A 19,476-nucleotide genomic window follows, 5' to 3' on the forward strand; every position below is an offset into this window, starting at 1 on the left:
GCCGGGCCAGCCGAGCATCCCCCCCAGAAGGCCGCTGTCGGGGCGGCGTTCCAGCAGCCAGGCGCCATCGGCGCGGCGGGCGACATAGGCGATGCCAAGGCGTGTGGGCTTGGCCTTTTTCGGGGTCTTTTTGGGCAGTTCGGCCTGCGTGCCGTTCTTGCGGGCAATACAGGGCGTGCGCCACGGGCAGATGCCGCAGGCGGGCGCGCGGGGCGTGCAGATGGTGGCGCCAAGGTCCATCACCGCCTGGGCATAGTCGCCGGGGCGCTGAGGCGGCGTGAGGGTTGCCGCAGCCTCGGTCAGTTCGGGCTTGGCGGCGGGCAGGGGGGTGTGGATGTCGTGCAGGCGGGCCATGACCCGTTCGACATTGCCGTCGACCACCACGGAAGGCTGATCGAAGGCGATGGCCGAGATGGCGGCGGCGGTGTAGGGGCCGATGCCGGGCAGTTTTTGCAATTCGGCGGCGGTGCCGGGGAATTGGCTATCGTGGTCGGACGCCACGACGCGGGCGCATTTCAGCAGGTTGCGGGCGCGGGCGTAATACCCGAGGCCCGCCCATTCGCCCATGACCTGCGCATCCTCGGCGGCGGCGAGGTCGGTGACGGTGGGCCAGAGCGCGGTGAAGCGTTCGAAATAGCTTTTGACGGCGGCGACGGTGGTTTGTTGCAGCATCACCTCGCTGAGCCAGACGGCGTAGGGGTCGGGGCGCACGCCGGCCTGTTTCGCATCCGGGGGCACGCGCCACGGCATCTGGCGGGCGTGGCGGTCGTACCAGTCCAGCAGTTCGGCGCTCAGCTTGGTGTCACGCATCTGTTATCCCGCCTTTGCCAGCTTTGCGTTTGTCGTTCATCCTCATACCCCCTACATTAGGGCGAGGAAACGGGAGGTCAGCCATGCCCGCATATCGGGGCACGACGAAAGGCTTCAAGCGCAGTGGCGCCCTGTTGGGGGCGCAGATCCGGAAAGCCTCGGAAAGCAGGGGCTTTGCGGTGTCGCGCGTGGTGACCCACTGGCCCGAGATCGCGGGTGAAGAGATCGCCGCCATCTGCCGCCCCGTCAAGGTGAGCTATGCGCGGCAGGGGTTCGGGGCGACGCTGGTCGTGCTGACCACGGGCGCACAGGCGCCGATGCTGGAAATGCAGAAGGAAAAACTGCGCGAGCGCGTGAACACCGCCTATGGATATAATGCCATCGCGCGGGTGCAGATCACGCAGACCGCGCCCACCGGCTTTGCCGAAGGGCAGGCCAGTTTCGAGCACCGGCCCAAGGCGGCCGAAAAGCCCGCCCCCAGCGAGATGACCATGGCCGTCGCCGCCAGGCTGGCGCAGCCCGTGGGCGATGCCATGCTGCGCGATGCGCTGGAAATGCTGGGCCGGAACGTACTATCGAAAAGCAACACGCAGAAATCGTAAGGTGATAAGATGAAAAACGTGCTTCTTTCCGGGGCCGCGGCCCTTGTCCTGGCGGCCGGCGGCGGCTGGTGGCTGAGCGGGCAGACCGGCAACACGACGCAGGACAGTGGCATGATCGACCTGCCCGGTGCGGCCAATGCGCAGGAGGCCTCGGACGCGCCGGCGGAAGAGATCGACACCTCCTCGATCGTGGAAATGACGCTGGGCGAGGAAAGCGCGCCGGTGAAGATCGTGGAATACGCATCCTTCACCTGTCCGCATTGCGCGAATTTTCACGAGAACCAGTTCAAGCAGCTGAAGTCCGAGTATATCGACGCAGGGAAGGTGCACTTCACTTATCGCGACGTCTATTTCGACCGCTACGGCCTTTGGGCGTCGATGGTGGCGCGGTGCGGTGGCGAAGAGCGATTCTTTGGCATCACCGACATGATCTATGACCAGCAGAAGGACTGGATCGGCGACGGGCAGGACCCGGTGGCGATTGCCGAGCGGCTGCGCAAGATCGGCAAGGTCGCGGGGCTGAATGATGATCAGCTGGATGCCTGCCTGAACGATGCCAACAAGGCCAAGACGCTGGTCGCGTGGTTCCAGGAGAACGCCGAGGCCGACGACGTCAATTCGACGCCGACGCTGGTCATCAATGGCGAGACACATTCCAACATGTCCTATGACGAGTTGAAGGCGATGATCGACGAACAGCTGGCGGAATGAAGCCCGCGCCGCTGGCCGGCCTGAAGGTCGTCGAGCTGGCGCGGATCCTGGCCGGCCCGTGGGCCGGGCAGGTGCTGGCCGACCTGGGGGCCGAGGTGATCAAGGTGGAAAGCCCCGCGGGCGACGATACGCGCCAGTGGGGGCCTCCGTTCATCGAGCGCGACGGCGACCGCTCGGCCGCCTATTTCCATTCGTGCAACCGTGGCAAGCAAAGCGTCACGGTGGATTTCCGCACCGAGGCGGGTCAGGCCCGTGTCCGTGAGCTGGTGGCGGGTGCCGACATCCTGATCGAGAATTTCAAGGTTGGCGGGCTGGCCAAGTACGGGCTGGATTACCCTAGCCTTGCAAACGTAAATCCGGAGTTAATTTATTGTTCGATCACCGGGTTCGGGCAGGACGGGCCCTATGCGGGCAAGGCGGGGTATGACTACATCATCCAGGGCATGTCCGGGCTGATGAGCATGACGGGCGAGCCCGACGGCCAGCCGGTGAAGGTGGGCGTGGCGGTGACGGATATCTTCACCGGCGTCTATGCCAGCACCGCGATCTTGGCGGCGTTGCACCAGCGGCAGACGACGGGCAAGGGCCAGCATATCGACATGGCGCTACTGGATACGGCGGTGGCGGTGACGGCGAACCAGGCGATGAATTACCTTGCCACGGGCACGCCGCCGCAAAGGCTGGGCAACCAGCATCCGAACCTGGCGCCCTACCAGGTGTTCGAGTGTTCGGACGGATTCCTGATCGTGGCGGTGGGCAACGACGCGCAGTTCGGACGGTTCTGCGAAGTGCTGGGCGCGGCGGAAGTGAAGGCAGCGCCGGAGTACGCAACGAATGCCGACCGGGTGGCGAATCGAGACGCGTTGACTGCGGCACTGACCGGGTACACGGTGCGCCTGACCAAGGCCGCGTTGCAAGCCGGGTGCGAGGCGCAGGGCGTGCCAGTGGGGCCGATCAACGACATGGCGGAGGTTTTCGCCGATCCGCAGGTCGTGGCACGCGGCCTGAAGGTGGAGGTGGACGGGGTGCCGGGCGTGCGCAGCCCGATGCGGTTTTCCGATGCGGATTTGTCGCTGTGCCGTGCCTCGCCGAAGCTGGGCGAGAACGATCCGGCGTGATCCGATTGTGTGGCTGCGCCACGCTTTGTTTTTCGATTTGAGTATTTGAAGAACAGTGAAAATCGGGTCAGAGGCCCAGGTTTTCCAGCTTTGCGTCGATTGCCGACCAATCGGAAAGGGTGAGACGGACCGGCAGGGTCAGCACCTTGCGGCGAAAGGCCGGGGGCAGGCGGACGGCGTCTTTCTCGGTGGTGACAAGCTGGGCGTGGATGAGCGCGGCCTCGTTTTCCAACCGGGTCATCAGCGCCTCGGTAAGGGGCTGGTGATCGTCCAGCGCCTCGGCCCGCGAGAGCGTGGCGCCGAGGCCGCGCAGGGTGGCGAAGAATTTCTCGGGGTGGCCGATGCCGGCGAAGGCCAGAAAGCGCGTGCCGGTCCAGTCCATTCCGGTTTGCAGCGGTTCCAGCCGGCCGTTCACATGGGGGATCAGGATGATGTGGCCCCATGTCTTGCGGAACTCGATCTGGGCGGCTTCGGGGCCGATGGAGAGCAGAAGATCGGCGCGGTCGAGACCCGTCAGGACGGGTTCGCGCAGAGGGCCGGCGGGGATGCAGCGGCCATTGCCGAAGCCCTTGACCGCATCGACCACGACGAGCGACAGGTCGCGGGCCACCGACGGGTTCTGATGACCGTCATCCATGACGATCACGTCCGCGCCCGAGGCGGCAGCGGCCTGGGCGGCAAGCGCGCGGTCGCGGGCGATCCAGGTGCGGGTGAAGGCGGCAAGCAGCAGGGGTTCGTCACCGACTTGGGCGGCAGTGTGCTGGCGCTCGTCCACCTCGACGGGGCCGTCGAGACTGCCGCCGTGACCGCGCGAGATGACGGCGGGGGTGCGCCCGCGCGCCTTGAGGTGTTGCACGAGGGCGATGACCGTGGGCGTCTTGCCGGTGCCGCCGGCGTTGAGGTTGCCCACGCAGATGACCGGGACCGGCGCGCGGTAGCCGGGGGGCGTGGCCAAACGGCGGGCGGTGGCCCGGGCATAGAGCGCGCCGAGTGGCGACAGTACACGGGCGCGCAGGGACGGGCGGCGCGGCGGCGTGTTCCAGAAGGCGGGTTCACGCATCAGCGCATCTCCAATTGATCGAGCCGGTCGTTCAAAAGATCGGCGATCCGGTCTGTCAGTTCGGCGCTGCGCGAGGCGACCTCCCACGCGGCATGGGCCATGGCGGCGGATTGATCCGGGGGGATCAGGCGCTTGACGGCGGCGGCCAGGGTTTCGGCATCGCGGACGATGCGGGCGGCGCCGGCCTCGGCAAAGCGCGAATAGCTGGGCAGGTAGCGGCGGATATTGGGGCCGTAAAGGATGGCGGAGCCATGCGCGGCGGGTTCGTTCGGGTCGCAGCCATGTGCGCCGGAGACCAGAGAGCTGCCCATGAAGGTGATCGGCGCGAGGCGGTACCACAGGCCCATTTCGCCATGGGTGTCGGCGAGGATGACCTGTGTCGTCTCGTCGGGAAAGGTGCCGGTGGACCAGGCGATATGGCGCATCCCGGCCTCGGCCAGGGCGTCGGTGAAGGGGGTGGTGTCTTCGGGTGAGTCGGGGACGACGATCAGAAGGGTGCGGTGGGAAAAGCGGCTGACCTCGCGGTGGGCCGTGAGGATCGTTCCAATCTCTTCGGGGCGGAGCATGGCGGCAAGCCAGACCGGGCGGCCCAGCAGAAGCGTGGCGAGTTCGGTGCGGTCGGTCTCATTGTGGGGCAGCGAGACGGTGCCTTCGAGCAGGGGGCCGGTGACGGACAGGGCGCGTTCGGGCACGCCCATGCGGCGCAGGTATCGGGCGGACGCCTCATCTCTCGCCATGACGAATTCGAACTGCCGCAAGAGCGCGCGGGGCAGGTCGGGAAACCAGCGCCAGGCGGGGCGGGACATGGCCGTTTCGGTGGCGTCGATCAGCGCCATGGGAATGCCAAGCTCGCCCGCGCGATCCATCAGCGCCGGATGCAGCGCGCCGCCGGTCCAGAGGGCGATGTCGGGCTGCCAGTGGGACAGAAAGGACGCGGCGTTGGCGACTGTGTCCTCGGGGAGCTGTTCGACAACGACCTCGGCGCGAGGCTTGAACGGGGTGTCGGGCACCGCGCCAGCGGTGGTGAGCAGAAGCGACAGGTCGGGCCGGTGCAGGCGCAGCCGGTCGAAGAGTTGCAGCAAGGCGTCGATATGGATCGTGTCGGCCGCGTGAGCCCAAAGCAGTCGGCCCGGCGGGCGCGGCGCGTCGGGCGCGTAGCGGCGCGTGGGGCCGCGGCGCGCGTAGGCGAGATAGGCCGTGAGGCTGAGCGAACGGCTCATGGCCGCGGCCCGGGGGCTGGCGTGAATAAGTCCCGGAAATCAGGGTTGTAGGGGCGCTGCACCATGGGGTCCTTCGCGGCGGGCCGGGTTGGGCGCAGGGTATTTGATTGCCGGGCGGGGTCAAGGGAGGGCGACGGGTTGACCCGAGCGGCGGAATGGGGCCAATGGACAGGATGAGACCGGAGACCGTGCGATGACGAAGCCCTTTTTGATCTTGCAGCTGCGGCCCGAAACCGAGGCCGCGGATGACGAGTTTGCGGCGATCCTCGCCAAAGGCGGGCTGGAGGCGGGGGAGGTGCATCGCATCCGGATGGACCAAGAGCGGCTGCCGGAAGATATTGATCTGGATGAGTTTTCCGGCGTGATCGTGGGCGGTGGGCCGGGCTGTGTCAGCGATACGCCGGAGGACAAATCCGAGGTCGAGGCGCGGATCGAGGCGGATGTGCTGGGGCTGATGCCCAAGGTGACGGCGCGGGATTTTCCTTTTCTTGGATGCTGTTACGGGATCGGGATCCTGGGGGCGCATCTGAAGGGTGACGTCAGCAAGCGGGCCTATGGCGAGGCGGTGGGCACCTCGGCTTGCGACGTCACGCCGGAGGGCCGCGAGGATGCGCTGCTGGAGGGTGTGCCGACGGCGTTCGACGCCTTCGTGGGGCATAAGGAGGCGTTGCAGGATCTGCCGGACGGATGTGTACATCTTGTTAGGTCGGAGGCGTGCCCCTACCAGATGCTGCGGTACAAAGAGAATGTCTATGCCACGCAGTTCCACCCCGAAGCGGATGCGGCGGGGTTCGAGACGCGGATCAGGATCTATCGCGACCGGGGCTATTTCCCGCCCGAGGATGCGGATGACCTGATCGCGATGTGCCGGGCGGCGGACGTGTTCGCGCCCGAGATGATCCTGCGGAATTTCGTGAAGCGGTACGGCAGGGGTTAACGGCAGGGCAGGCACGAAAAGGGCGTCGGTATCACGTCGGTATCCGAGTGGTACGGCGACGGTGTGATTTGCCGGGGAACTACCGGGTTAACGGATTGCGCAAGGCGCGCGCCTGAAATGACTGGCGCCACGGAAGGTATGCGACCTGTCGATTATTGCGGCGCGTTTACCCGGCCAGTTTCGCCTGCTGCGCGAAGGGGCTGAGGCCGAGCCAGGCCTGCATGTTGCGGATCAGTTCGGACGACCCAACCAGCACCAGCGCGTCGCGATCGATGGCATCGGCGACGGACCTCAGGCCCATCCAGATTTCGGTCATCGTGCGCAGGTCGACATTGGCATAGAGGTCGACGTCGAAGCCGGGGTCGATGTGGCAGAGGTCGACGGTGCCTTCCGGCTCGACGATGAGCCACCACTTGCGCTGGGATGTGGGCAGTTCGGGATAGGTAAAGGCGATCACCACGCGCCGGTCCGGCACCGGTTCGGTGTTCAGGTTGCGGCGCATGTCCCACATCAGCAACTCGGGGTCGAGGTTTTCCAGCGAGGGCTCGGTTTCGACCCATTTCTGGCCCCACATGCCAAACGCCTCGATCACCGGCTGCAGGTCGCGGCCCGCCGGGGTGAGACGATAGGCGTCGACCTCTGGCGGGCCGGTGAGGCGCGTGCGTTCCACCACGCCGGCCGTTTCAAGTTCGCCGAGGCGCTTGGACAGAAGGGCCGGCGACATGCGCGGCACGCCGCGTCGCAGCTCGTTGAAGCGGGTCGATCCGGCGACCAGTTCCCGCAAGAGGACGATTGTCCAGCGGGTGCAGAGTACTTCGGCCGCCATCGCGACCGGGCAGAATTGCTTGTAGCTCGCGTTGGTCATGGTTGGCCTCCTTTCGGTGTCGGCTTTGCATCCTGACATATCGATGCCCCGTCCGGCCAGTTCAGAGTCTGTACCGGGCGGATTCAGATTGTGAACTGGCATGGCGGGCGGCGGGTCTGTCACGGTTGGCCCATGCCGGTGAGCCCGGTGAGATGAACACAGGACAGAAAGGAGAAGACCGATGCCCCTTGTCGATATCGAACTGATCGAAGGTGTCTTCGACGATGACCAGAAACGAAGAATGATCCACGACGTGACCGAGGCGATGGTCGGCGTGGAGGGCGAGGCCATGCGCGGCGTCACCTGGGTGCGGATCAAGGAAGTGGCCGGTGGCGAATGGGCCATCGGTGGCAAGCCGTTGAGCGCGCGTGACGTAAAGGCGATGCAGACGGAACCGGCCTGAAGCCAGCCAGCACCGGAGGAGAAAGGAGGAGACATGACACCGCATGTCGCGGAAGATTTGAACGACGTGACGCTATTCGAGCGCCTTGGCGGTCCGGCCGGAATCCGGCGGATCGTCGATGGCGCGGTTGCCGCGCACATGGAGAATGCGCTGATCTGTCATCGCTTCGCGCCCTATGCCGACCAGCCCGAGCGGGTCGAGGAGATCAAGGCGCATACCTGCGATTTCTTTGCGGCCGGGAGCGGCGGGCCGGACGCCTATGACGGGCGGAGCATGCGCGACGCGCATCGCGGGATGGATATCGACGCGGCCGAGTATGACGCGGCCGCGGGGGACATCCTGCGGACGATGGACGCCCTGCGGTATGACGTGGAGACCTGCGCCGCGGTGGGCGAGATCCTGCAATCGCTGAAACCCGAGATCACTCACGCATGAACGGTACGGCCCGTTGGCCGGATCGTGGAAAGGAGACCGAGATGACAACCGAGATCGAGATTCGCCGCTTCGAGAACCCGGATGACAGGCTCGACATGAAAGAGCGAGGCGGGATCGACATCGTGAAGACCGCGCAGGGCTGCACCGGGATGCATGCCGTGTTCGAGCCGGGATGGACCTGGGAGGCGGACGAAAAACCGCTGCTGGGCAATCCCGAGACCTGCCCGATGCATCACACGGGCTATTGCCTGTCGGGCCGGCTGGTGGTGCGGATGGTCGAAAGCGGACGCGAAACCGAGATCACACCCGGCGATTTCTTCGAGATTCCGCCGGGCCATGATGCCCATGTCGCGGGCGACACGCGGGTGGAACTTATCCTGTTCGAGAGTGCGAACGAGTAGGTTGGAGTCAGCTTTGCTGCCGACCCGAGCGACAAACGCCCGCCGATCCGCGCGGCGGGCGTTTCGAAATCTGCCCGGCGTGTGCCGCGAGCGGCAAGTCAGATCCGCAGGAACGGCTGTGCGATGCGGGGCAGGAAGCCGCGGAAGCGCAGGGGGGCGTCGGTGACGGCAAGGCAGATGCAGTCGGCGCCCACCTCGGCCACGGGCGTGTGGTCGAGGTCTTCGTCGGCGATCTCGATATCGCCGGGGCCGAAGCGGTCGACCTCGTCGGCGAAGGCGCCTTGCAGCACCAGCGTCAGTTCCGTGCCGCGGTGGCCGTGGTCGGGCACGGCGGCGCCGGCGGGAATGTAGAGCAGGCGGGCCGTGGCTTCGCGCGAAGTGGGCAGGATGGCCTGCTTGACCCCCATGCCGACGGATTTCCATTTCACCGCGTCGAGATCGCCGCCGATATAGTCCTGCAGGGGGCGCGGCAGCGTGCCGGCGGCCGTCTGGGTGGTGTCGGGGGCGGGCGTGTCGGCCGCGTCGATCAGGGCCAGCGTGTCTTCGAATGCGGTGTCGGACAGGTCGGCATCGCCGCAGTCTTCCATCAGGGCACCGCCGACGGCGTCGAAGGACGCCAGCCGGGCGCGGCATTCGTCGCACATGGAAATATGCGCGGCCACCGCGAGGCTGAACGCCTCGGGCAGGGTGCCCGCGGAATAGCCCATGAGCAGCTTGTCACTCAGGTGGTGTTTGATCGTGTCTGTCATCGTCGTCATCACTTCATCTGGTGGCGCAGGCGGTCCAGCGCCAGTCTGATCCTCGATTTGATGGTCCCGAGCGGGAGGCCGGTTTCCTCGGCGATCTCGGAATGGGTGAGATCGCCGAAATAGGCCTTTTCGATCAGGTCCTTCTGTTTTTCGGGCAGCTGCGCGATGGCAGCGCCCAGTTTTTCGCTCTCCTGTTGCAGGGCCAGGGCATCTGCCTGGTCTGGTTCCTGCTCCGGGCCCCAGGGCAATTCCTCGGGTTCGGGTCGTCTTTGCTTGCGGATCGCGTCAATCCTGCGGTTCCGCGCGATGGTAAAGATCCAGGTCGCCGCGCTGGCGCGGGAAGGATCGAACATATGGGCCTTTTGCCAGAGGGTCGCCATGACCTCCTGTGCGCATTCTTCGGCCAGTGAGGCGTCTGTCCCGGATTTCATCAGGAAGGCTTTAACCCGTGGGGCGAAATGCGAAAACAGCCGCTGAAAGGCGGCGCGGTCGCGCTGATCGCGTATCCGGGCGATGTAATGCGCCCAGTCCTGGGTATGCTCTTCCGTCTTCTCGATCACCGGTTCAATACTCTTGCCTTTGCCTCGGATCGAAAGAAGCACGCCCGCCTGAGGCGAGGTGTCGGCACGGGGGCCGGTGATCTCGATGGCGTCAGCATCACTGAACATGTCCTTGCTACGCGGGCATTGCCGTATCGGATCAAAAAATTCAGACGTTTTCTTTGCATCCGATTTCGACGCATGGTCGTACCTTAAGCAGGGACAATTAAAGGTACTACACGGAATGCCAGTTACGAAAGTTGCGCCGTTGCGCAAGAAAGTCGCAGTCATCGGCGCGGGGATCAGTGGATTGGGGGCCGCGTGGCGGCTGGCCGGGGCGTGCGATGTCACGCTGTACGAGGCCGAGGCGCGGCTGGGCGGCCATGCGCGGACCCGGATGGCGGGCAAGGACGGGACGCAGCCGGTGGATACCGGGTTCATCGTGTTCAACTATGCCAATTATCCGCATCTGACGGAGCTCTTCGCGGCGCTGGACGTGCCGGTGGTGAAAAGCAAGATGAGCTTTGGCGCGTCGTTCCGGGACACGCGGTTCGAGTACGGGCTGGACGGGGCGCAGGCGTTCTTTGCCCAGACTCGCAACGTGCTGGACCCGCGGATGTGGATGATGCTGCGCGATATCTTTCGGTTCAATGCGCGGGCGGTGCGCACGGCGGAGGCGCATCCCGAGGCCAGTATCGGCGAGCTGTTGCGGACGATGGGGCTGGGGAAGTGGTTTCGCGAGCGGTATCTGAGCCCGTTCACCGGTGCGATCTGGTCGACGCCGACGGAGAAGGTGATGGATTTCCCGGCGCACGCGCTGATCCGGTTCATGGAGAACCACGCGCTGCTTGGCTATGAAGGGCAGCACCAGTGGTACACCGTTCAAGGCGGGTCGATCGAGTATGTCTCGCGGCTGGAAGAGGCGTTGCGCAAGTTTGGCGTGCGCATCCGGACCGGCGCGCCGATTGCCGGGGTCAGGCGGACGCATGGCGGTGTGGAGGTGCGGGCGCATGGTGCCGAGTGGGCGAGCTTTGACGAGGTGATCTTTGCCACCCATGGCGATGACAGCCTGAAGATGCTCGAAGACCCGACGCCCGAGGAGCGCGCCGCGCTGGGCCGCGTGAAATACCAGCCGAACGACGTGGTGCTGCATTGCGACACATCCGTCATGCCGAAGCGGCGGGCGGTGTGGTCGTCGTGGAATTACATGGAAGGGCCGGCCAAGCGGGACGGGCAGATCGACCTGACCTACTGGATGAACAGCTTGCAGCCCATTGCGATGGACGATCCGCATTTCGTGACGCTGAACAGCACGCGGCCCATTCGGGACGAGATGATCTATGACCAGACGGTGCTGCGGCATCCGGTCTATGACATGGACATGCTGCGCGCACAGCAGGAAGTGGCCCGGATCAACGGCACGGGCGGCACATGGTTCTGTGGCGCGTGGATGAAGAACGGGTTTCACGAGGACGGGCTGTCGAGCGCCTATGACGTGGCCGATGCGATCCTGGCGCGGGACAGCGCCGCGGCGGCGGCGTGAATGGGGCCGACCATATCGCGGGCCATACGTGGCATGGGCGCAAGGGCGATATCCGCAACGCGTTCCGGTACAGTATCGATTACGTGATGGTGGATGCGGAGGCGGCGCTGTCGCCAAGCCGTGTGTTCGGGCGCAACCGCGCCGGCCTCTTCAGCCTGCGTGACCGGGACCACGGCGGCCCGCCGGGGCAGGGGCGCGGGCCGGTCTGGGTGCGCGAGGTGCTGGACGCGCACCAGTTCGCGGCGCCTGTGCGGATCGAGTTGTTGGCCCAGCCGCGGGTGCTGGGGCATATCTTCAACCCGGTGTCGTTCTGGCTGTGCTACAACGCGGCGGACGAGTTGATGGTGGTGATCGCGGAAGTGACCAACACTTATGGCGACCGTCATTCGTACCTGTGTCACCACGACGATCGCAGTCCCATCGGCCCCGAAGACCGGCTGCGGGCGAAGAAGTTGTTTCATGTCTCGCCATTCCAGACGATCGAGGGGGAGTATACCTTTCGGTTCGATATTCGGCCCGACCGGATCGGGATCTGGATCGACCTGAGCCGGGGAAAGGGCGGGGTGATCGCGACGCTGGTGGGGGATCGCAGGCCGCTGACGACCGGGAGCGTGCTGAAGGCGCTGGCGCGGCGGCCGCTGGGGTCGCGCCGGGTGCTGGCGCTGATCCACTGGCAGGCGCTGAAGCTGTGGTGGAAGGGCGCGAAATTCCAGAACCGGCCCGAGCCGCCGACGCGGGAAGTGAGCCGATGAGCGGGGCCGGCAAAGCGCCGCGCCTGCCGGCCTTTGCGCTGTTCGCGGCGATGCTGTCGGCGGCGGGACTGCCGCTGTATATGCACGCGCCGAAGTTTTTCGTGGACGAATACGGCGTGTCGCTGGCGGCGCTGGGGACGGTGCTGGGGGTGCTGCGCCTGCTGGATTTCGTGCAGGACCCGCTGTTGGGGCGGGTGTCGGCGATGACGGCGGGCTATCGCGGGATGACCGTACTGATCGCGGGCGTGGCGATGATCGCGGGGATGCTGGGGCTGTTCGCGGTGGAGCCGGTGTTGCCGCCCCTGTGGTGGTTCGCGGTGATGCTGACGCTGGTCTTTTCGGCGTTCAGCTACCTGACGATCTGTTTCTATGCCCAAGGCGTGTCGGTGGCGGGCCGCACCGGCCAAGGCGGCCACCTGCGCGTGGCGCGGTGGCGCGAGACCGGGGCGCTGTTGGGCATTTGTGCCGCCGCCGTGGCGCCCGTGGCGCTGGGTGGGTACGCGGCCTTTGCCGTGGCGTTCGCCGGGCTGGGGCTCGTGGCGCTGTGGGGGATGGGGACCGAGTGGCGCGGGCAGCCGCCGGAGGAGGGCGTGACCTCGCAGCTGGGAACGGTGCTGCGCGATGCGAAAGCGCGGCGGCTGTTGCTGGTGGCCTTGGCCAATTCGGCGCCGGTGGCGGTGAGTTCGACGCTGTTTCTGTTCTATGTCGAGGACAGGCTGGCGGCGCCGGGCTGGGAAGGGCCGCTGCTGTTGGTGTTTTTCCTGAGTGCGGCGGCCGCGGCGCCGATGTGGGGCAAGCTGGCCGAGAGTTATGGCGCGCGGCGGGTGCTGATCTGGGCGATGGTACTGGCCATCGTGGCCTTCGCGTTCGCCGTGATGCTGGGCGCGGGCGACATCTGGGCCTTTGCGGTCATCTGCGTGCTGACCGGCGTGGCGCTGGGGGCGGACATGACGCTTTTGCCGGCGCTGTTCGCCGACCGGATGGCGGAGGTGTCGCCGGGGGCGGCCGAGGGCTTCAGCCTGTGGTCCTTCGTGTCGAAGATCACGCTGGCGATTGCGGCTGTGGGCCTGCTGCCGCTGCTGGAGTCGGTCGGCTATGCCTCGGGGCAAGAGAATTCGGAAGACGCGTTGTGGGCGCTGAGCCTGCTTTACGGAGCGGTGCCCTGCGTTCTGAAACTGGCGGCGATTGCGCTGTTGGCGACGGCGCCCGGGGGCGGGGACGCGCCCCAGGGGGCCATGGTTGAAGCGGGGAGACGGAGATGATGTTCGAAGGATTTCTGATCATGTGCGGGGCGGCGCTGGCCACGGGGGTGGCGGTGCTGCGCAATCGGTTCGCCGGGTTCCGGGCGCAGAGCGTCGAGGATTACGCCGAGACGCTGCCGCGGTTCGACCTGCGCCAGCATCTGAACGGGCCGATGCGCTGCGAAGGGGTGATATACGGCCCGCTCGGGCGCGTGGCGTCGCGGTTTTCGGCACGGTTCGACGCGCGCTGGGACGGCAACAAGGGCGTTATGGCCGAGCGTTTCACCTATGACAGCGGCACGGTGCAGGAACGCGAGTGGCGGCTTGAGCTGGGCAATGACGGGCGCATCCGGGCCGAGGCCGACGACGTGGTCGGCACCGGCGAGGGCCGGCACGCGGGCGCGGCGGTGCAATTGTGCTATGATATTCGCCTGCCCGCCGAGGCGGGTGGTCATGTTCTGAGCGTCGAGGACTGGATGTACCTGACGCCGGGTGGAACCATTGTGAACCGCAGCCAGTTTCGCAAGTATGGGATCAAGGTCGCCGAGCTTGTGGCGACCATGCACAAGTTGGACGACACGGAAATTCAGAAAGCGGCATAATGGACTGGACTGGAAAACGCTATTGGCTGGTGGGCGCGAGCGAAGGGCTTGGCGCGGCGCTGGCACGGAAACTGAGCGCGGTGGGGGCGGAAGTGATCCTGTCTGCGCGCAGCGAGGGCCGGCTGAAGGAGGTGGCGGAGATGCTGCCGGGGCGATCCAGTGTCGTGACCGTGGACGTGACCGACGAAGAAAGCGTGAAGGCCGCCGCCGAAGAGGTGGGCGAGATCGACGGCGTGGTGACGCTGGCCGGTGTCTACTGGCCGATGAAGGCGACCGAGTGGGAGCCTGAGCAGGTGACAGCCATGGCGGACGTGAATTTCACCGGCACGGTGCGGGTTCTGAACCACGTGGTGCCCAAGATGGTTGCGCGGGACCACGGGCACATCGTTGTGACTGGCTCGCTGGTGGGCTTTCGCGGGCTGCCGGGGGCGATCGGGTATGGTGCCTCGAAGGCCGGGATCATGTCGCTGGCGCAGAGTATGCGGGCGGACCTGTGGCGGACGGGTGTGCTGGTGCAATGCGCCAACCCGGGCTTTATCCGCACGCGGCTGACCGACAAGAACGATTTCAAGATGCCGGGTTTGATGGAGCCCGAAGAGGCCGCGCAGATCATGTTCGAATTGATGAACGACGAGAACGCGTTCGACCGGAATTTCCCCAGCTGGTTCAGCCTGGTGTTCCGGGGCGCGCGGTTCCTGCCCAACTGGCTGTATTTCCGCCTGTTTGCGTGAGATCAAGGTCGGCGCCTGTCCCGAAGGCCATATTTTTGGTAGAATCACTGCCGGAAAAGGAGGTCGGGACATGCTGGAGATCAGCACTTACAAAGTCGCCCAGGTGATCCTCATGTCGCGCGAACTGGACCGCGCGGAAGGGGAGGTTCGGGCGTTCATCGAGCGGCTGGCCGAGGACGAGCAGGCCAGCTTGGTGGCGCTGATGTGGATCGGGCGCGGGAGTTTCGGGGCCGATGAGCTGGAAGAGGCCAAGGCGACGGCGCGGGAGGAGGCGACGACACCCACCGCCGATTACCTGCTTGGCACGCCGCATTTGTCGGATCACCTGGAAAACGGGCTGGAAGAGCTGGGCCTGTCGGCGCAGGACGACGAGGACGACCTGGTGCGCGGGGGATGACGTTTTGCGGCAAGGTGGGTTTTCACCCACCAAGGTGGGTTTTCACACACCAAGGTGGGTTTTCACCCACCCTACGGGTGTTGCGCGTTTGCCCGCGCGATTCGGGAAAATGCGGCGTGATGTACGGAGACGGTCCGAGAGCGCGTGAGACATGGTATAACAGTCTCGAAAGCGTTCCAGGAGGGTGACATGAAAGCATCTGTATCCGTCGCAGCCATCGTTTCGGTTCTTGCAGCCCCGGCATTCGCGGGCAACATCACGCCGCCGGCGGACCCCTATGTGGCCCCGCCGCCCGCGCCGATTTCGGACTGGGCCGGACCTTATGCCGGTGTGCAGCTGGGTTTTGGCGATCTTGACATCAACGCCACGAACCCCACGCCCGGCGCCAACTTTCCGGCGGTCAACCTGAGCGATGATGGGTTCCTGGGCGGTGTCCATGCCGGGTACAACTGGGACCGGGGCACGCTGGTTTACGGCGTCGAGGCCGATATCGACTTTACCGACATTTCGTTCAACACGGTCGACGTGGACACCATTTCGCGGCTGCGGCTGCGGATGGGCGTCGATACCGGCAGCGCCTTTGTCTATGGCACCGCCGGCGCGGCCTATATGAGCGGTAGCGGTGGCGGGTTCAGCCTGGACGGTTGGGGCTGGGTGGCCGGTGCGGGCGTCGATTTCAAGTTGAGCGAGAAATGGGTTGCGGGCGCGGATGCGCTGTACCACGAGTTCGACGACGTTTCGCCGTCCGGCGGTGTCGACGGCATGACGTACCGGCTGCGGATGTCGTACCGGTTTTAGACCCGGGTCACAGTGACGAGGGTGGCGCGTGGGCTTTCGCCCACCCTACGCCTTGTGACCGCGCTTCAGGCCAGGTGGTCCACGACCTGCAAATGCTGCGCGAGGCGGTCGACCTCTGACAGCAGGCGTGCGACCAGCTTGGGATCGCTGGGGGCGGGGCTGACGCCGGCGGGGATTTCGTGATTGGCCACGGCCTCGACCGCGAGAGAGACCGGGACCGACACCAGCCGGGACATCGCCGTGCCGCGCGCGTCGCCCCAGGCGTCCATCACGAAGGTCTTGTGCCAGACGGCGTCGCCGCCGCGTTCGGCCTTGAGGTCGACGCAGAGCACGACGCGGTCGGGGTCGTCCTCGCCATAGGCGTTGTCGCGCCAGAACTGGTCGGACATTTCCTTGAGCCTTGCCTCGCCTTCGGGGCCTTCGAGCGTTTCGATCTCGGCGAAGACATCGGCCCACGCCTCGGACCAGCCGTCGAGGCGCAGCGTGCCGCGGACGAATTCCTTGACCCGCCAGGCGGGCTCGAAGCCGTAGTCGTCGAGGAAGGGCAGGCTGTCGCGGTTGGGGTAGACCTCGAACGTTTCGGGCGTGGGCAGGGGCGCGGTGTAGGTGCCGAGGGCATCCCACGGGCGCTGCACGTTCAGTTCGGAGTAGTTGCGGATCGAGCGGGAGGGCGAGCGCAGGGCCTTGAGCACGCCCAGGGGTGACCAGCTGAATTTATAGCGGAAGGGGTTGGGGTTTTTGGGGATGCCGCCGCAATAGCTGAGGAAGCTGAGATCGTTTTCGGGGTTGAAGGCCGCCGAGGCGCGGTAATCGGCCATCAGGTGATGGGCCATCAGGTGGTCGATGCCCGGATCGAGGCCGATCTCGTTGACCACGGAAACGCCGCGCAGGAGCGCCTTGGCGTGGAGCGCGCGCATCTCGGGGGCGATGTAGGAGCTTGAGACGAAGTTCGCGCCCTTGTTGATGCACATCTCGGCGATGGGCACGTGCCAGTCGCCGGGCAACATGGAGACCACGATATCGCCTTCCTGCACCTCGGCGGACAGCATGTCGAAGTCGAACGCGCGGATGCGGTTCGTGAGGTCGCCCACGGCAGCCTCGGCCTTGTCCAGCGAGCGGTTCCAGACGGTGACGGGCTGGCCCGCCTCGATCAGCCTGCGCAGGCCGGGCACCGCCGACAGGCCGGTGCCACACCAGTGGATTGTCATGTTGGTGCCCCCTTCAAACGTGCGCGCGGAAGGTCTGTTCCGCGCGCGCCCACACTCCGGCGTCCAGTTTGTCCAGTGTTTTCAGGGATGGCAAGAGTTGGCTGGCATAGTCTTGCGAGGATTCCAGCGGCAGGAGCGACGGCAGGTTGTCGATGGCCATGACGTCGAGTGGCGGCGCGTCGTGCACGCGGGTCACGGGGGCGTCCCATGTGGTGGCTTCGGAATAGACCGGCACGGGGTTGTAATCGCTGTCCGGATCGCAGGCGACGTCGCCGACGACGGTCAGGCGGCGGGGGGCGGTCAGGGCGTCCTTGGGCACGAAGACGGGCGTGCCGGGGCGGGCGAAGATGCAGTTGAGGAACAGGTCGTGTTGCAGGATTTCGGGGAAGGGGCCGCCATGGGCGGTCTCGTCCATGTCCCACCTGGTGGGGGTGATATCCATCGCGGTGCAGAGGTCGGCAGCACCAGTGCCGACGCGGCCAAGCGCGCCGATGACAATGGCGGAGGGACGCTCGACGCCGGTGGCGTCGAGGGTTTCGGCGAGATCCGTCAGCAGCGCGTCCTTGTCCGGGTAGGCGGAGACGGGCCCGCAGGTCTGACCGTGTTGCTGGGCGGCCCAGGCGAAGAGGCTGACGGCGGCGCCCGCATAGCCCGCCCAGTAGCCGAAGGCGGCGACGCGGCGGCCCTGCTCGTCGACCAGGTATTCAAGATCGTAGAGCGTGCCGCCCCCGGCCTTGAAGCGGTCCAGCAGGCGGCGGCCGGAATGCTGGCCCTTGAAGGCGTGGCCGAACATGATGTGCCGGTGCGGCAGGGGCGTGCCGTCATCGGGCAGTTCCTTGAGCCCGAAGATGATGGCGTCGCGGGGCGCGTCGGGCCAGCTGTTCTGCGGCACGATGGTGGCGCCGGCCTGCGCGTAACGGTCGGTGGGGATGATGCGGTCGGGGCTGTCTTCGACGCTGACCTCAATGCCTTGTGTGATGAGGGCGGCGGCGCCCTCGGGGGTGAGGCCGGTGCGGTCTTCGTTGTCGCGCTGTTCGGCGCGGAGCCAGAGATGGGTCATGCGAAGTCTTTCGTCAGCAGGCCGTAGGCGCGGATCGCCGCCGCCGAGGGGCGGGCGGCCATCATGGCGCGATGGGCCTTGATCCTGGGGAAGTGGTCCACGTCCACATTGTCCGTTTCCAGCCAGCAGCAGATCGCGAAAAGCCAGGGGTCGGCGATGGTCATCTCTTGGCCCATGACGAAGGGGGCGAAGGTGCAGTTTTCCTCGATGAAGGTGCAGCTGTCGGCCATGGTCCGTGGCATCTTGGCCTTCATGTCCGCGAGCGCCGCGTCGCTGTCGGCCCAGCGGATACCGCGGGGGCCGTGGGCGTGGTTCACATGCATGGTCGATGCAAGGTAGTAGCAGACGCTGCGCATCTGGGCGGCCTGCCACGGGTCGGCGGGGACGAGGTTTTTATCCGGGGCGAGGCTGCCGATGTATTCGGCGATGGCACCGGTTTCCGTCAGGATGCCTTGATCGGTGACCAGGGCCGGGACGCGGCCCTTGGGGTTGAGCGCGAGGTAGTCAGGCTTGGTCTGGTCGCCGTCGGCGAAGCTGAGCGCGACGGGGGTATGGTCCAGCCCGGCCTCTTGCAGAAGCAGGCCGGTGGCGACGGAGATGGTTCCGGGGGCGTAGTAGAATTTCATGCGCGGGGTCCTTCAGACAAAGGTGCGGGCATGGGCCCGGTCGGGGCGGTCGAGATGCGGGATGGCGTTGAAGCCCGCGACCATGAGCGTGTCGTGCACGTAGCTGAGGCGGTGCATCGAGGCGTTGTTGATTTGCAGCATGACGCGGGCCATGGCGGTGTTGTCGAGGTCGAGCACGTGGCGCAGGGCCATGCCGATGACCCCGCCGGAGGTGACCAGAAGGGTGCGGCCCGCGTCGGCGCATTGTTCGGTCAGCACCTCGGTGATGCGGGCAGCGAAATCATCGAAGCTTTCGGGGACGCCGGGCAGGTCGCCGGTGGTCCAGAGCGTGATGACCCGGGGCAGGTGCGTGGCGAACTCTGACGGGTCGGTGGGCACCGGGATGGCGTGGGCGTCGAAGGCGGCCTGGGCGAGGGCGAAATAGCTGAGCTCGTTCAGGCGCGGATCCTGTGCGGTGACGGTGACGCCCATGTGGTGAGCGGTGTCGACCTGGCGTTGCAGCGTGCCGGTGAGGACGCGGTCGAAATGCGGGTTGGTCGCGGCGATGTGCTCGCCCAGCCAGCGGGCCTGGTCGGCGCCGAGGTCGGAGAGTTGGTCGTAGCCCGCTTCGTCGGTGGCGTGGCTGTTGGCCTGCCCGTGCCGCACAAGGATGAGTTCCGCCAAGGTGG

Annotated in this window: 24 protein-coding genes; 14 read left to right on the top strand and 10 right to left on the bottom strand. The window is 66.1% G+C overall.

Annotated features, from left to right (window positions below):
- Nucleotides 1-810, bottom strand: an 810-nt coding sequence (mutY, locus tag XM53_RS06785) for an A/G-specific adenine glycosylase (protein WP_057791626.1), incomplete at its 3' end; no start/stop codon positions are given.
- An 83-nt stretch (nt 811-893) separates the two neighbouring features.
- On the opposite strand from mutY, the gene XM53_RS06790 reads away from it, so the two are divergent.
- From XM53_RS06790 to XM53_RS06800, 3 genes are read left to right on the top strand one after another with little or no spacing between them, the layout of a single operon-like run.
- Nucleotides 894-1,412, top strand: a complete 519-nt coding sequence (locus XM53_RS06790; protein ID WP_057791628.1) for a DUF721 domain-containing protein — start codon at nt 894-896, stop codon at nt 1,410-1,412.
- A gap of 9 nt (nt 1,413-1,421) precedes the next feature.
- Nucleotides 1,422-2,123, top strand: coding sequence for a DsbA family protein (locus XM53_RS06795; protein WP_057791630.1), 702 nt, complete (start codon nt 1,422-1,424; stop codon nt 2,121-2,123).
- On the top strand, nt 2,120-3,241 hold the full coding sequence (locus tag XM53_RS06800; RefSeq protein WP_057791632.1) for a CaiB/BaiF CoA transferase family protein: 1,122 nt from the start codon (nt 2,120-2,122) through the stop codon (nt 3,239-3,241). The genes XM53_RS06795 and XM53_RS06800 overlap by 4 nt, the downstream gene beginning before the upstream one ends.
- Nucleotides 3,242-3,308: 67 nt before the next feature.
- On the opposite strand, the gene lpxK is transcribed toward XM53_RS06800, so the two are convergent.
- Both lpxK and XM53_RS06810 read right to left on the bottom strand, forming a co-directional pair.
- Nucleotides 3,309-4,301, bottom strand: a complete 993-nt coding sequence (gene lpxK / locus XM53_RS06805) for a tetraacyldisaccharide 4'-kinase (protein WP_057791634.1) — start codon at nt 4,299-4,301, stop codon at nt 3,309-3,311.
- Nucleotides 4,301-5,521 (bottom strand): 3-deoxy-D-manno-octulosonic acid transferase, encoded by a 1,221-nt coding sequence (locus XM53_RS06810; protein WP_057791636.1) that lies wholly within the window; start codon nt 5,519-5,521, stop codon nt 4,301-4,303. The genes lpxK and XM53_RS06810 overlap by 1 nt, the downstream gene beginning before the upstream one ends.
- Before the next feature lie 193 nt (nt 5,522-5,714).
- Between XM53_RS06810 and XM53_RS06815 the strand changes: the two genes are divergently transcribed.
- Nucleotides 5,715-6,458, top strand: a complete 744-nt coding sequence (locus tag XM53_RS06815) for a glutamine amidotransferase (RefSeq protein ID WP_057791638.1) — start codon at nt 5,715-5,717, stop codon at nt 6,456-6,458.
- 166 nt (nt 6,459-6,624) lie between these two features.
- On the opposite strand, the gene XM53_RS06820 is transcribed toward XM53_RS06815, so the two are convergent.
- Nucleotides 6,625-7,323, bottom strand: a complete 699-nt coding sequence (locus XM53_RS06820) for a winged helix-turn-helix transcriptional regulator (RefSeq protein WP_057791639.1) — start codon at nt 7,321-7,323, stop codon at nt 6,625-6,627.
- 181 nt (nt 7,324-7,504) lie between these two features.
- Here XM53_RS06820 and XM53_RS06825 point away from each other — a divergent pair, with 181 nt between their 5' ends.
- Genes XM53_RS06825 through XM53_RS06835 form a run of 3 tightly spaced genes read left to right on the top strand, consistent with a single transcriptional unit; the run spans nt 7,505 to nt 8,562 of the window.
- On the top strand, nt 7,505-7,726 hold the full coding sequence (locus tag XM53_RS06825) for a tautomerase family protein (protein ID WP_057791641.1): 222 nt from the start codon (nt 7,505-7,507) through the stop codon (nt 7,724-7,726).
- A 33-nt stretch (nt 7,727-7,759) separates the two neighbouring features.
- Nucleotides 7,760-8,161, top strand: coding sequence for a group I truncated hemoglobin (locus tag XM53_RS06830; protein ID WP_057791643.1), 402 nt, complete (start codon nt 7,760-7,762; stop codon nt 8,159-8,161).
- Nucleotides 8,162-8,202: 41 nt separating this feature from the next.
- Nucleotides 8,203-8,562 (top strand): cupin domain-containing protein, encoded by a 360-nt coding sequence (locus XM53_RS06835; protein ID WP_057791645.1) that lies wholly within the window; start codon nt 8,203-8,205, stop codon nt 8,560-8,562.
- 98 nt (nt 8,563-8,660) lie between these two features.
- Here the strand turns inward: XM53_RS06835 and XM53_RS06840 are convergent, their stop codons facing one another.
- Nucleotides 8,661-9,311 carry a ChrR family anti-sigma-E factor gene (locus XM53_RS06840; RefSeq protein WP_057791845.1) on the bottom strand — a complete coding sequence of 217 codons (651 nt, stop codon included), beginning with the start codon at nt 9,309-9,311 and terminating at the stop codon, nt 8,661-8,663.
- An 8-nt stretch (nt 9,312-9,319) separates the two neighbouring features.
- Entirely contained in the window at nt 9,320-9,979 is a 660-nt protein-coding gene (locus XM53_RS06845; protein WP_057791646.1) for a sigma-70 family RNA polymerase sigma factor, read from the bottom strand.
- A 115-nt stretch (nt 9,980-10,094) separates the two neighbouring features.
- On the opposite strand from XM53_RS06845, the gene XM53_RS06850 reads away from it, so the two are divergent.
- The 7 genes from XM53_RS06850 to XM53_RS06880 all read left to right on the top strand — a co-directional run bounded on the left by XM53_RS06850 (nt 10,095) and on the right by XM53_RS06880 (nt 15,914).
- Nucleotides 10,095-11,393, top strand: a complete 1,299-nt coding sequence (locus tag XM53_RS06850; RefSeq protein ID WP_057791649.1) for an NAD(P)/FAD-dependent oxidoreductase — start codon at nt 10,095-10,097, stop codon at nt 11,391-11,393.
- On the top strand, nt 11,390-12,145 hold the full coding sequence (locus XM53_RS06855) for a DUF1365 domain-containing protein (RefSeq protein WP_057791651.1): 756 nt from the start codon (nt 11,390-11,392) through the stop codon (nt 12,143-12,145). Before XM53_RS06850 ends, XM53_RS06855 begins: the two co-directional genes overlap by 4 nt.
- Nucleotides 12,142-13,407, top strand: coding sequence for an MFS transporter (locus XM53_RS06860; protein WP_057791653.1), 1,266 nt, complete (start codon nt 12,142-12,144; stop codon nt 13,405-13,407). The genes XM53_RS06855 and XM53_RS06860 overlap by 4 nt, the downstream gene beginning before the upstream one ends.
- Entirely contained in the window at nt 13,407-13,988 is a 582-nt protein-coding gene (locus tag XM53_RS06865) for a DUF3833 domain-containing protein (protein WP_082630804.1), read from the top strand. Before XM53_RS06860 ends, XM53_RS06865 begins: the two co-directional genes overlap by 1 nt.
- Nucleotides 13,985-14,719 (top strand): SDR family NAD(P)-dependent oxidoreductase, encoded by a 735-nt coding sequence (locus XM53_RS06870; protein ID WP_057791657.1) that lies wholly within the window; start codon nt 13,985-13,987, stop codon nt 14,717-14,719. Before XM53_RS06865 ends, XM53_RS06870 begins: the two co-directional genes overlap by 4 nt.
- A 70-nt stretch (nt 14,720-14,789) precedes the next feature.
- Nucleotides 14,790-15,116 carry a DUF3775 domain-containing protein gene (locus XM53_RS06875; protein WP_057791658.1) on the top strand — a complete coding sequence of 109 codons (327 nt, stop codon included), beginning with the start codon at nt 14,790-14,792 and terminating at the stop codon, nt 15,114-15,116.
- 189 nt (nt 15,117-15,305) lie between these two features.
- The gene (locus tag XM53_RS06880) at nt 15,306-15,914 is read left to right on the top strand and encodes an outer membrane protein (protein ID WP_057791660.1); all 609 of its coding nucleotides are present in this window, start codon (nt 15,306-15,308) and stop codon (nt 15,912-15,914) included.
- A gap of 65 nt (nt 15,915-15,979) precedes the next feature.
- Here XM53_RS06880 and XM53_RS06885 read toward each other — a convergent pair whose 3' ends face one another.
- The 4 genes from XM53_RS06885 to XM53_RS06900 are packed head-to-tail and all read right to left on the bottom strand — an operon-like array spanning nt 15,980 to nt 19,471.
- Nucleotides 15,980-17,122 (bottom strand): saccharopine dehydrogenase family protein, encoded by a 1,143-nt coding sequence (locus XM53_RS06885; protein ID WP_057791662.1) that lies wholly within the window; start codon nt 17,120-17,122, stop codon nt 15,980-15,982.
- A gap of 13 nt (nt 17,123-17,135) precedes the next feature.
- A complete protein-coding gene (locus XM53_RS06890; RefSeq protein WP_057791664.1) occupies nt 17,136-18,182 on the bottom strand; it encodes a saccharopine dehydrogenase in 1,047 nt (348 codons plus the stop codon).
- A complete protein-coding gene (locus XM53_RS06895) occupies nt 18,179-18,808 on the bottom strand; it encodes a glutathione S-transferase family protein (RefSeq protein ID WP_057791666.1) in 630 nt (209 codons plus the stop codon). Before XM53_RS06895 ends, XM53_RS06890 begins: the two co-directional genes overlap by 4 nt.
- 12 nt (nt 18,809-18,820) lie before the next feature.
- On the bottom strand, nt 18,821-19,471 hold the full coding sequence (locus XM53_RS06900; protein ID WP_057791668.1) for a histidine phosphatase family protein: 651 nt from the start codon (nt 19,469-19,471) through the stop codon (nt 18,821-18,823).
- Nucleotides 19,472-19,476: the final 5 nt, after the last annotated feature.

The organism is Roseovarius atlanticus, assembly GCF_001441615.1.
GTDB classification, from domain to species: Bacteria; Pseudomonadota; Alphaproteobacteria; order Rhodobacterales; family Rhodobacteraceae; genus Roseovarius; species Roseovarius atlanticus.

Excerpts from the sequence above, each read along its gene's own strand:
- XM53_RS06790 (WP_057791628.1), top strand. The coding sequence starts at position 894 with ATGCCCGCATATCGGGGCACGACGAAAGGCTTCAAGCGCAGTGGCGCC.
- XM53_RS06795 (WP_057791630.1), top strand. The coding sequence starts at position 1,422 with ATGAAAAACGTGCTTCTTTCCGGGGCCGCGGCCCTTGTCCTGGCGGCC.
- XM53_RS06800 (WP_057791632.1), top strand. The coding sequence starts at position 2,120 with ATGAAGCCCGCGCCGCTGGCCGGCCTGAAGGTCGTCGAGCTGGCGCGG.
- lpxK (WP_057791634.1), bottom strand. The coding sequence starts at position 4,301 with ATGCGTGAACCCGCCTTCTGGAACACGCCGCCGCGCCGCCCGTCCCTG.
- XM53_RS06810 (WP_057791636.1), bottom strand. The coding sequence starts at position 5,521 with ATGAGCCGTTCGCTCAGCCTCACGGCCTATCTCGCCTACGCGCGCCGC.
- XM53_RS06815 (WP_057791638.1), top strand. The coding sequence starts at position 5,715 with ATGACGAAGCCCTTTTTGATCTTGCAGCTGCGGCCCGAAACCGAGGCC.
- XM53_RS06820 (WP_057791639.1), bottom strand. The coding sequence starts at position 7,323 with ATGACCAACGCGAGCTACAAGCAATTCTGCCCGGTCGCGATGGCGGCC.
- XM53_RS06825 (WP_057791641.1), top strand. The coding sequence starts at position 7,505 with ATGCCCCTTGTCGATATCGAACTGATCGAAGGTGTCTTCGACGATGAC.
- XM53_RS06830 (WP_057791643.1), top strand. The coding sequence starts at position 7,760 with ATGACACCGCATGTCGCGGAAGATTTGAACGACGTGACGCTATTCGAG.
- XM53_RS06835 (WP_057791645.1), top strand. The coding sequence starts at position 8,203 with ATGACAACCGAGATCGAGATTCGCCGCTTCGAGAACCCGGATGACAGG.
- XM53_RS06840 (WP_057791845.1), bottom strand. The coding sequence starts at position 9,311 with ATGACAGACACGATCAAACACCACCTGAGTGACAAGCTGCTCATGGGC.
- XM53_RS06845 (WP_057791646.1), bottom strand. The coding sequence starts at position 9,979 with ATGTTCAGTGATGCTGACGCCATCGAGATCACCGGCCCCCGTGCCGAC.
- XM53_RS06850 (WP_057791649.1), top strand. The coding sequence starts at position 10,095 with ATGCCAGTTACGAAAGTTGCGCCGTTGCGCAAGAAAGTCGCAGTCATC.
- XM53_RS06860 (WP_057791653.1), top strand. The coding sequence starts at position 12,142 with ATGAGCGGGGCCGGCAAAGCGCCGCGCCTGCCGGCCTTTGCGCTGTTC.
- XM53_RS06865 (WP_082630804.1), top strand. The coding sequence starts at position 13,407 with ATGTTCGAAGGATTTCTGATCATGTGCGGGGCGGCGCTGGCCACGGGG.
- XM53_RS06875 (WP_057791658.1), top strand. The coding sequence starts at position 14,790 with ATGCTGGAGATCAGCACTTACAAAGTCGCCCAGGTGATCCTCATGTCG.
- XM53_RS06880 (WP_057791660.1), top strand. The coding sequence starts at position 15,306 with ATGAAAGCATCTGTATCCGTCGCAGCCATCGTTTCGGTTCTTGCAGCC.
- XM53_RS06885 (WP_057791662.1), bottom strand. The coding sequence starts at position 17,122 with ATGACAATCCACTGGTGTGGCACCGGCCTGTCGGCGGTGCCCGGCCTG.
- XM53_RS06890 (WP_057791664.1), bottom strand. The coding sequence starts at position 18,182 with ATGACCCATCTCTGGCTCCGCGCCGAACAGCGCGACAACGAAGACCGC.
- XM53_RS06895 (WP_057791666.1), bottom strand. The coding sequence starts at position 18,808 with ATGAAATTCTACTACGCCCCCGGAACCATCTCCGTCGCCACCGGCCTG.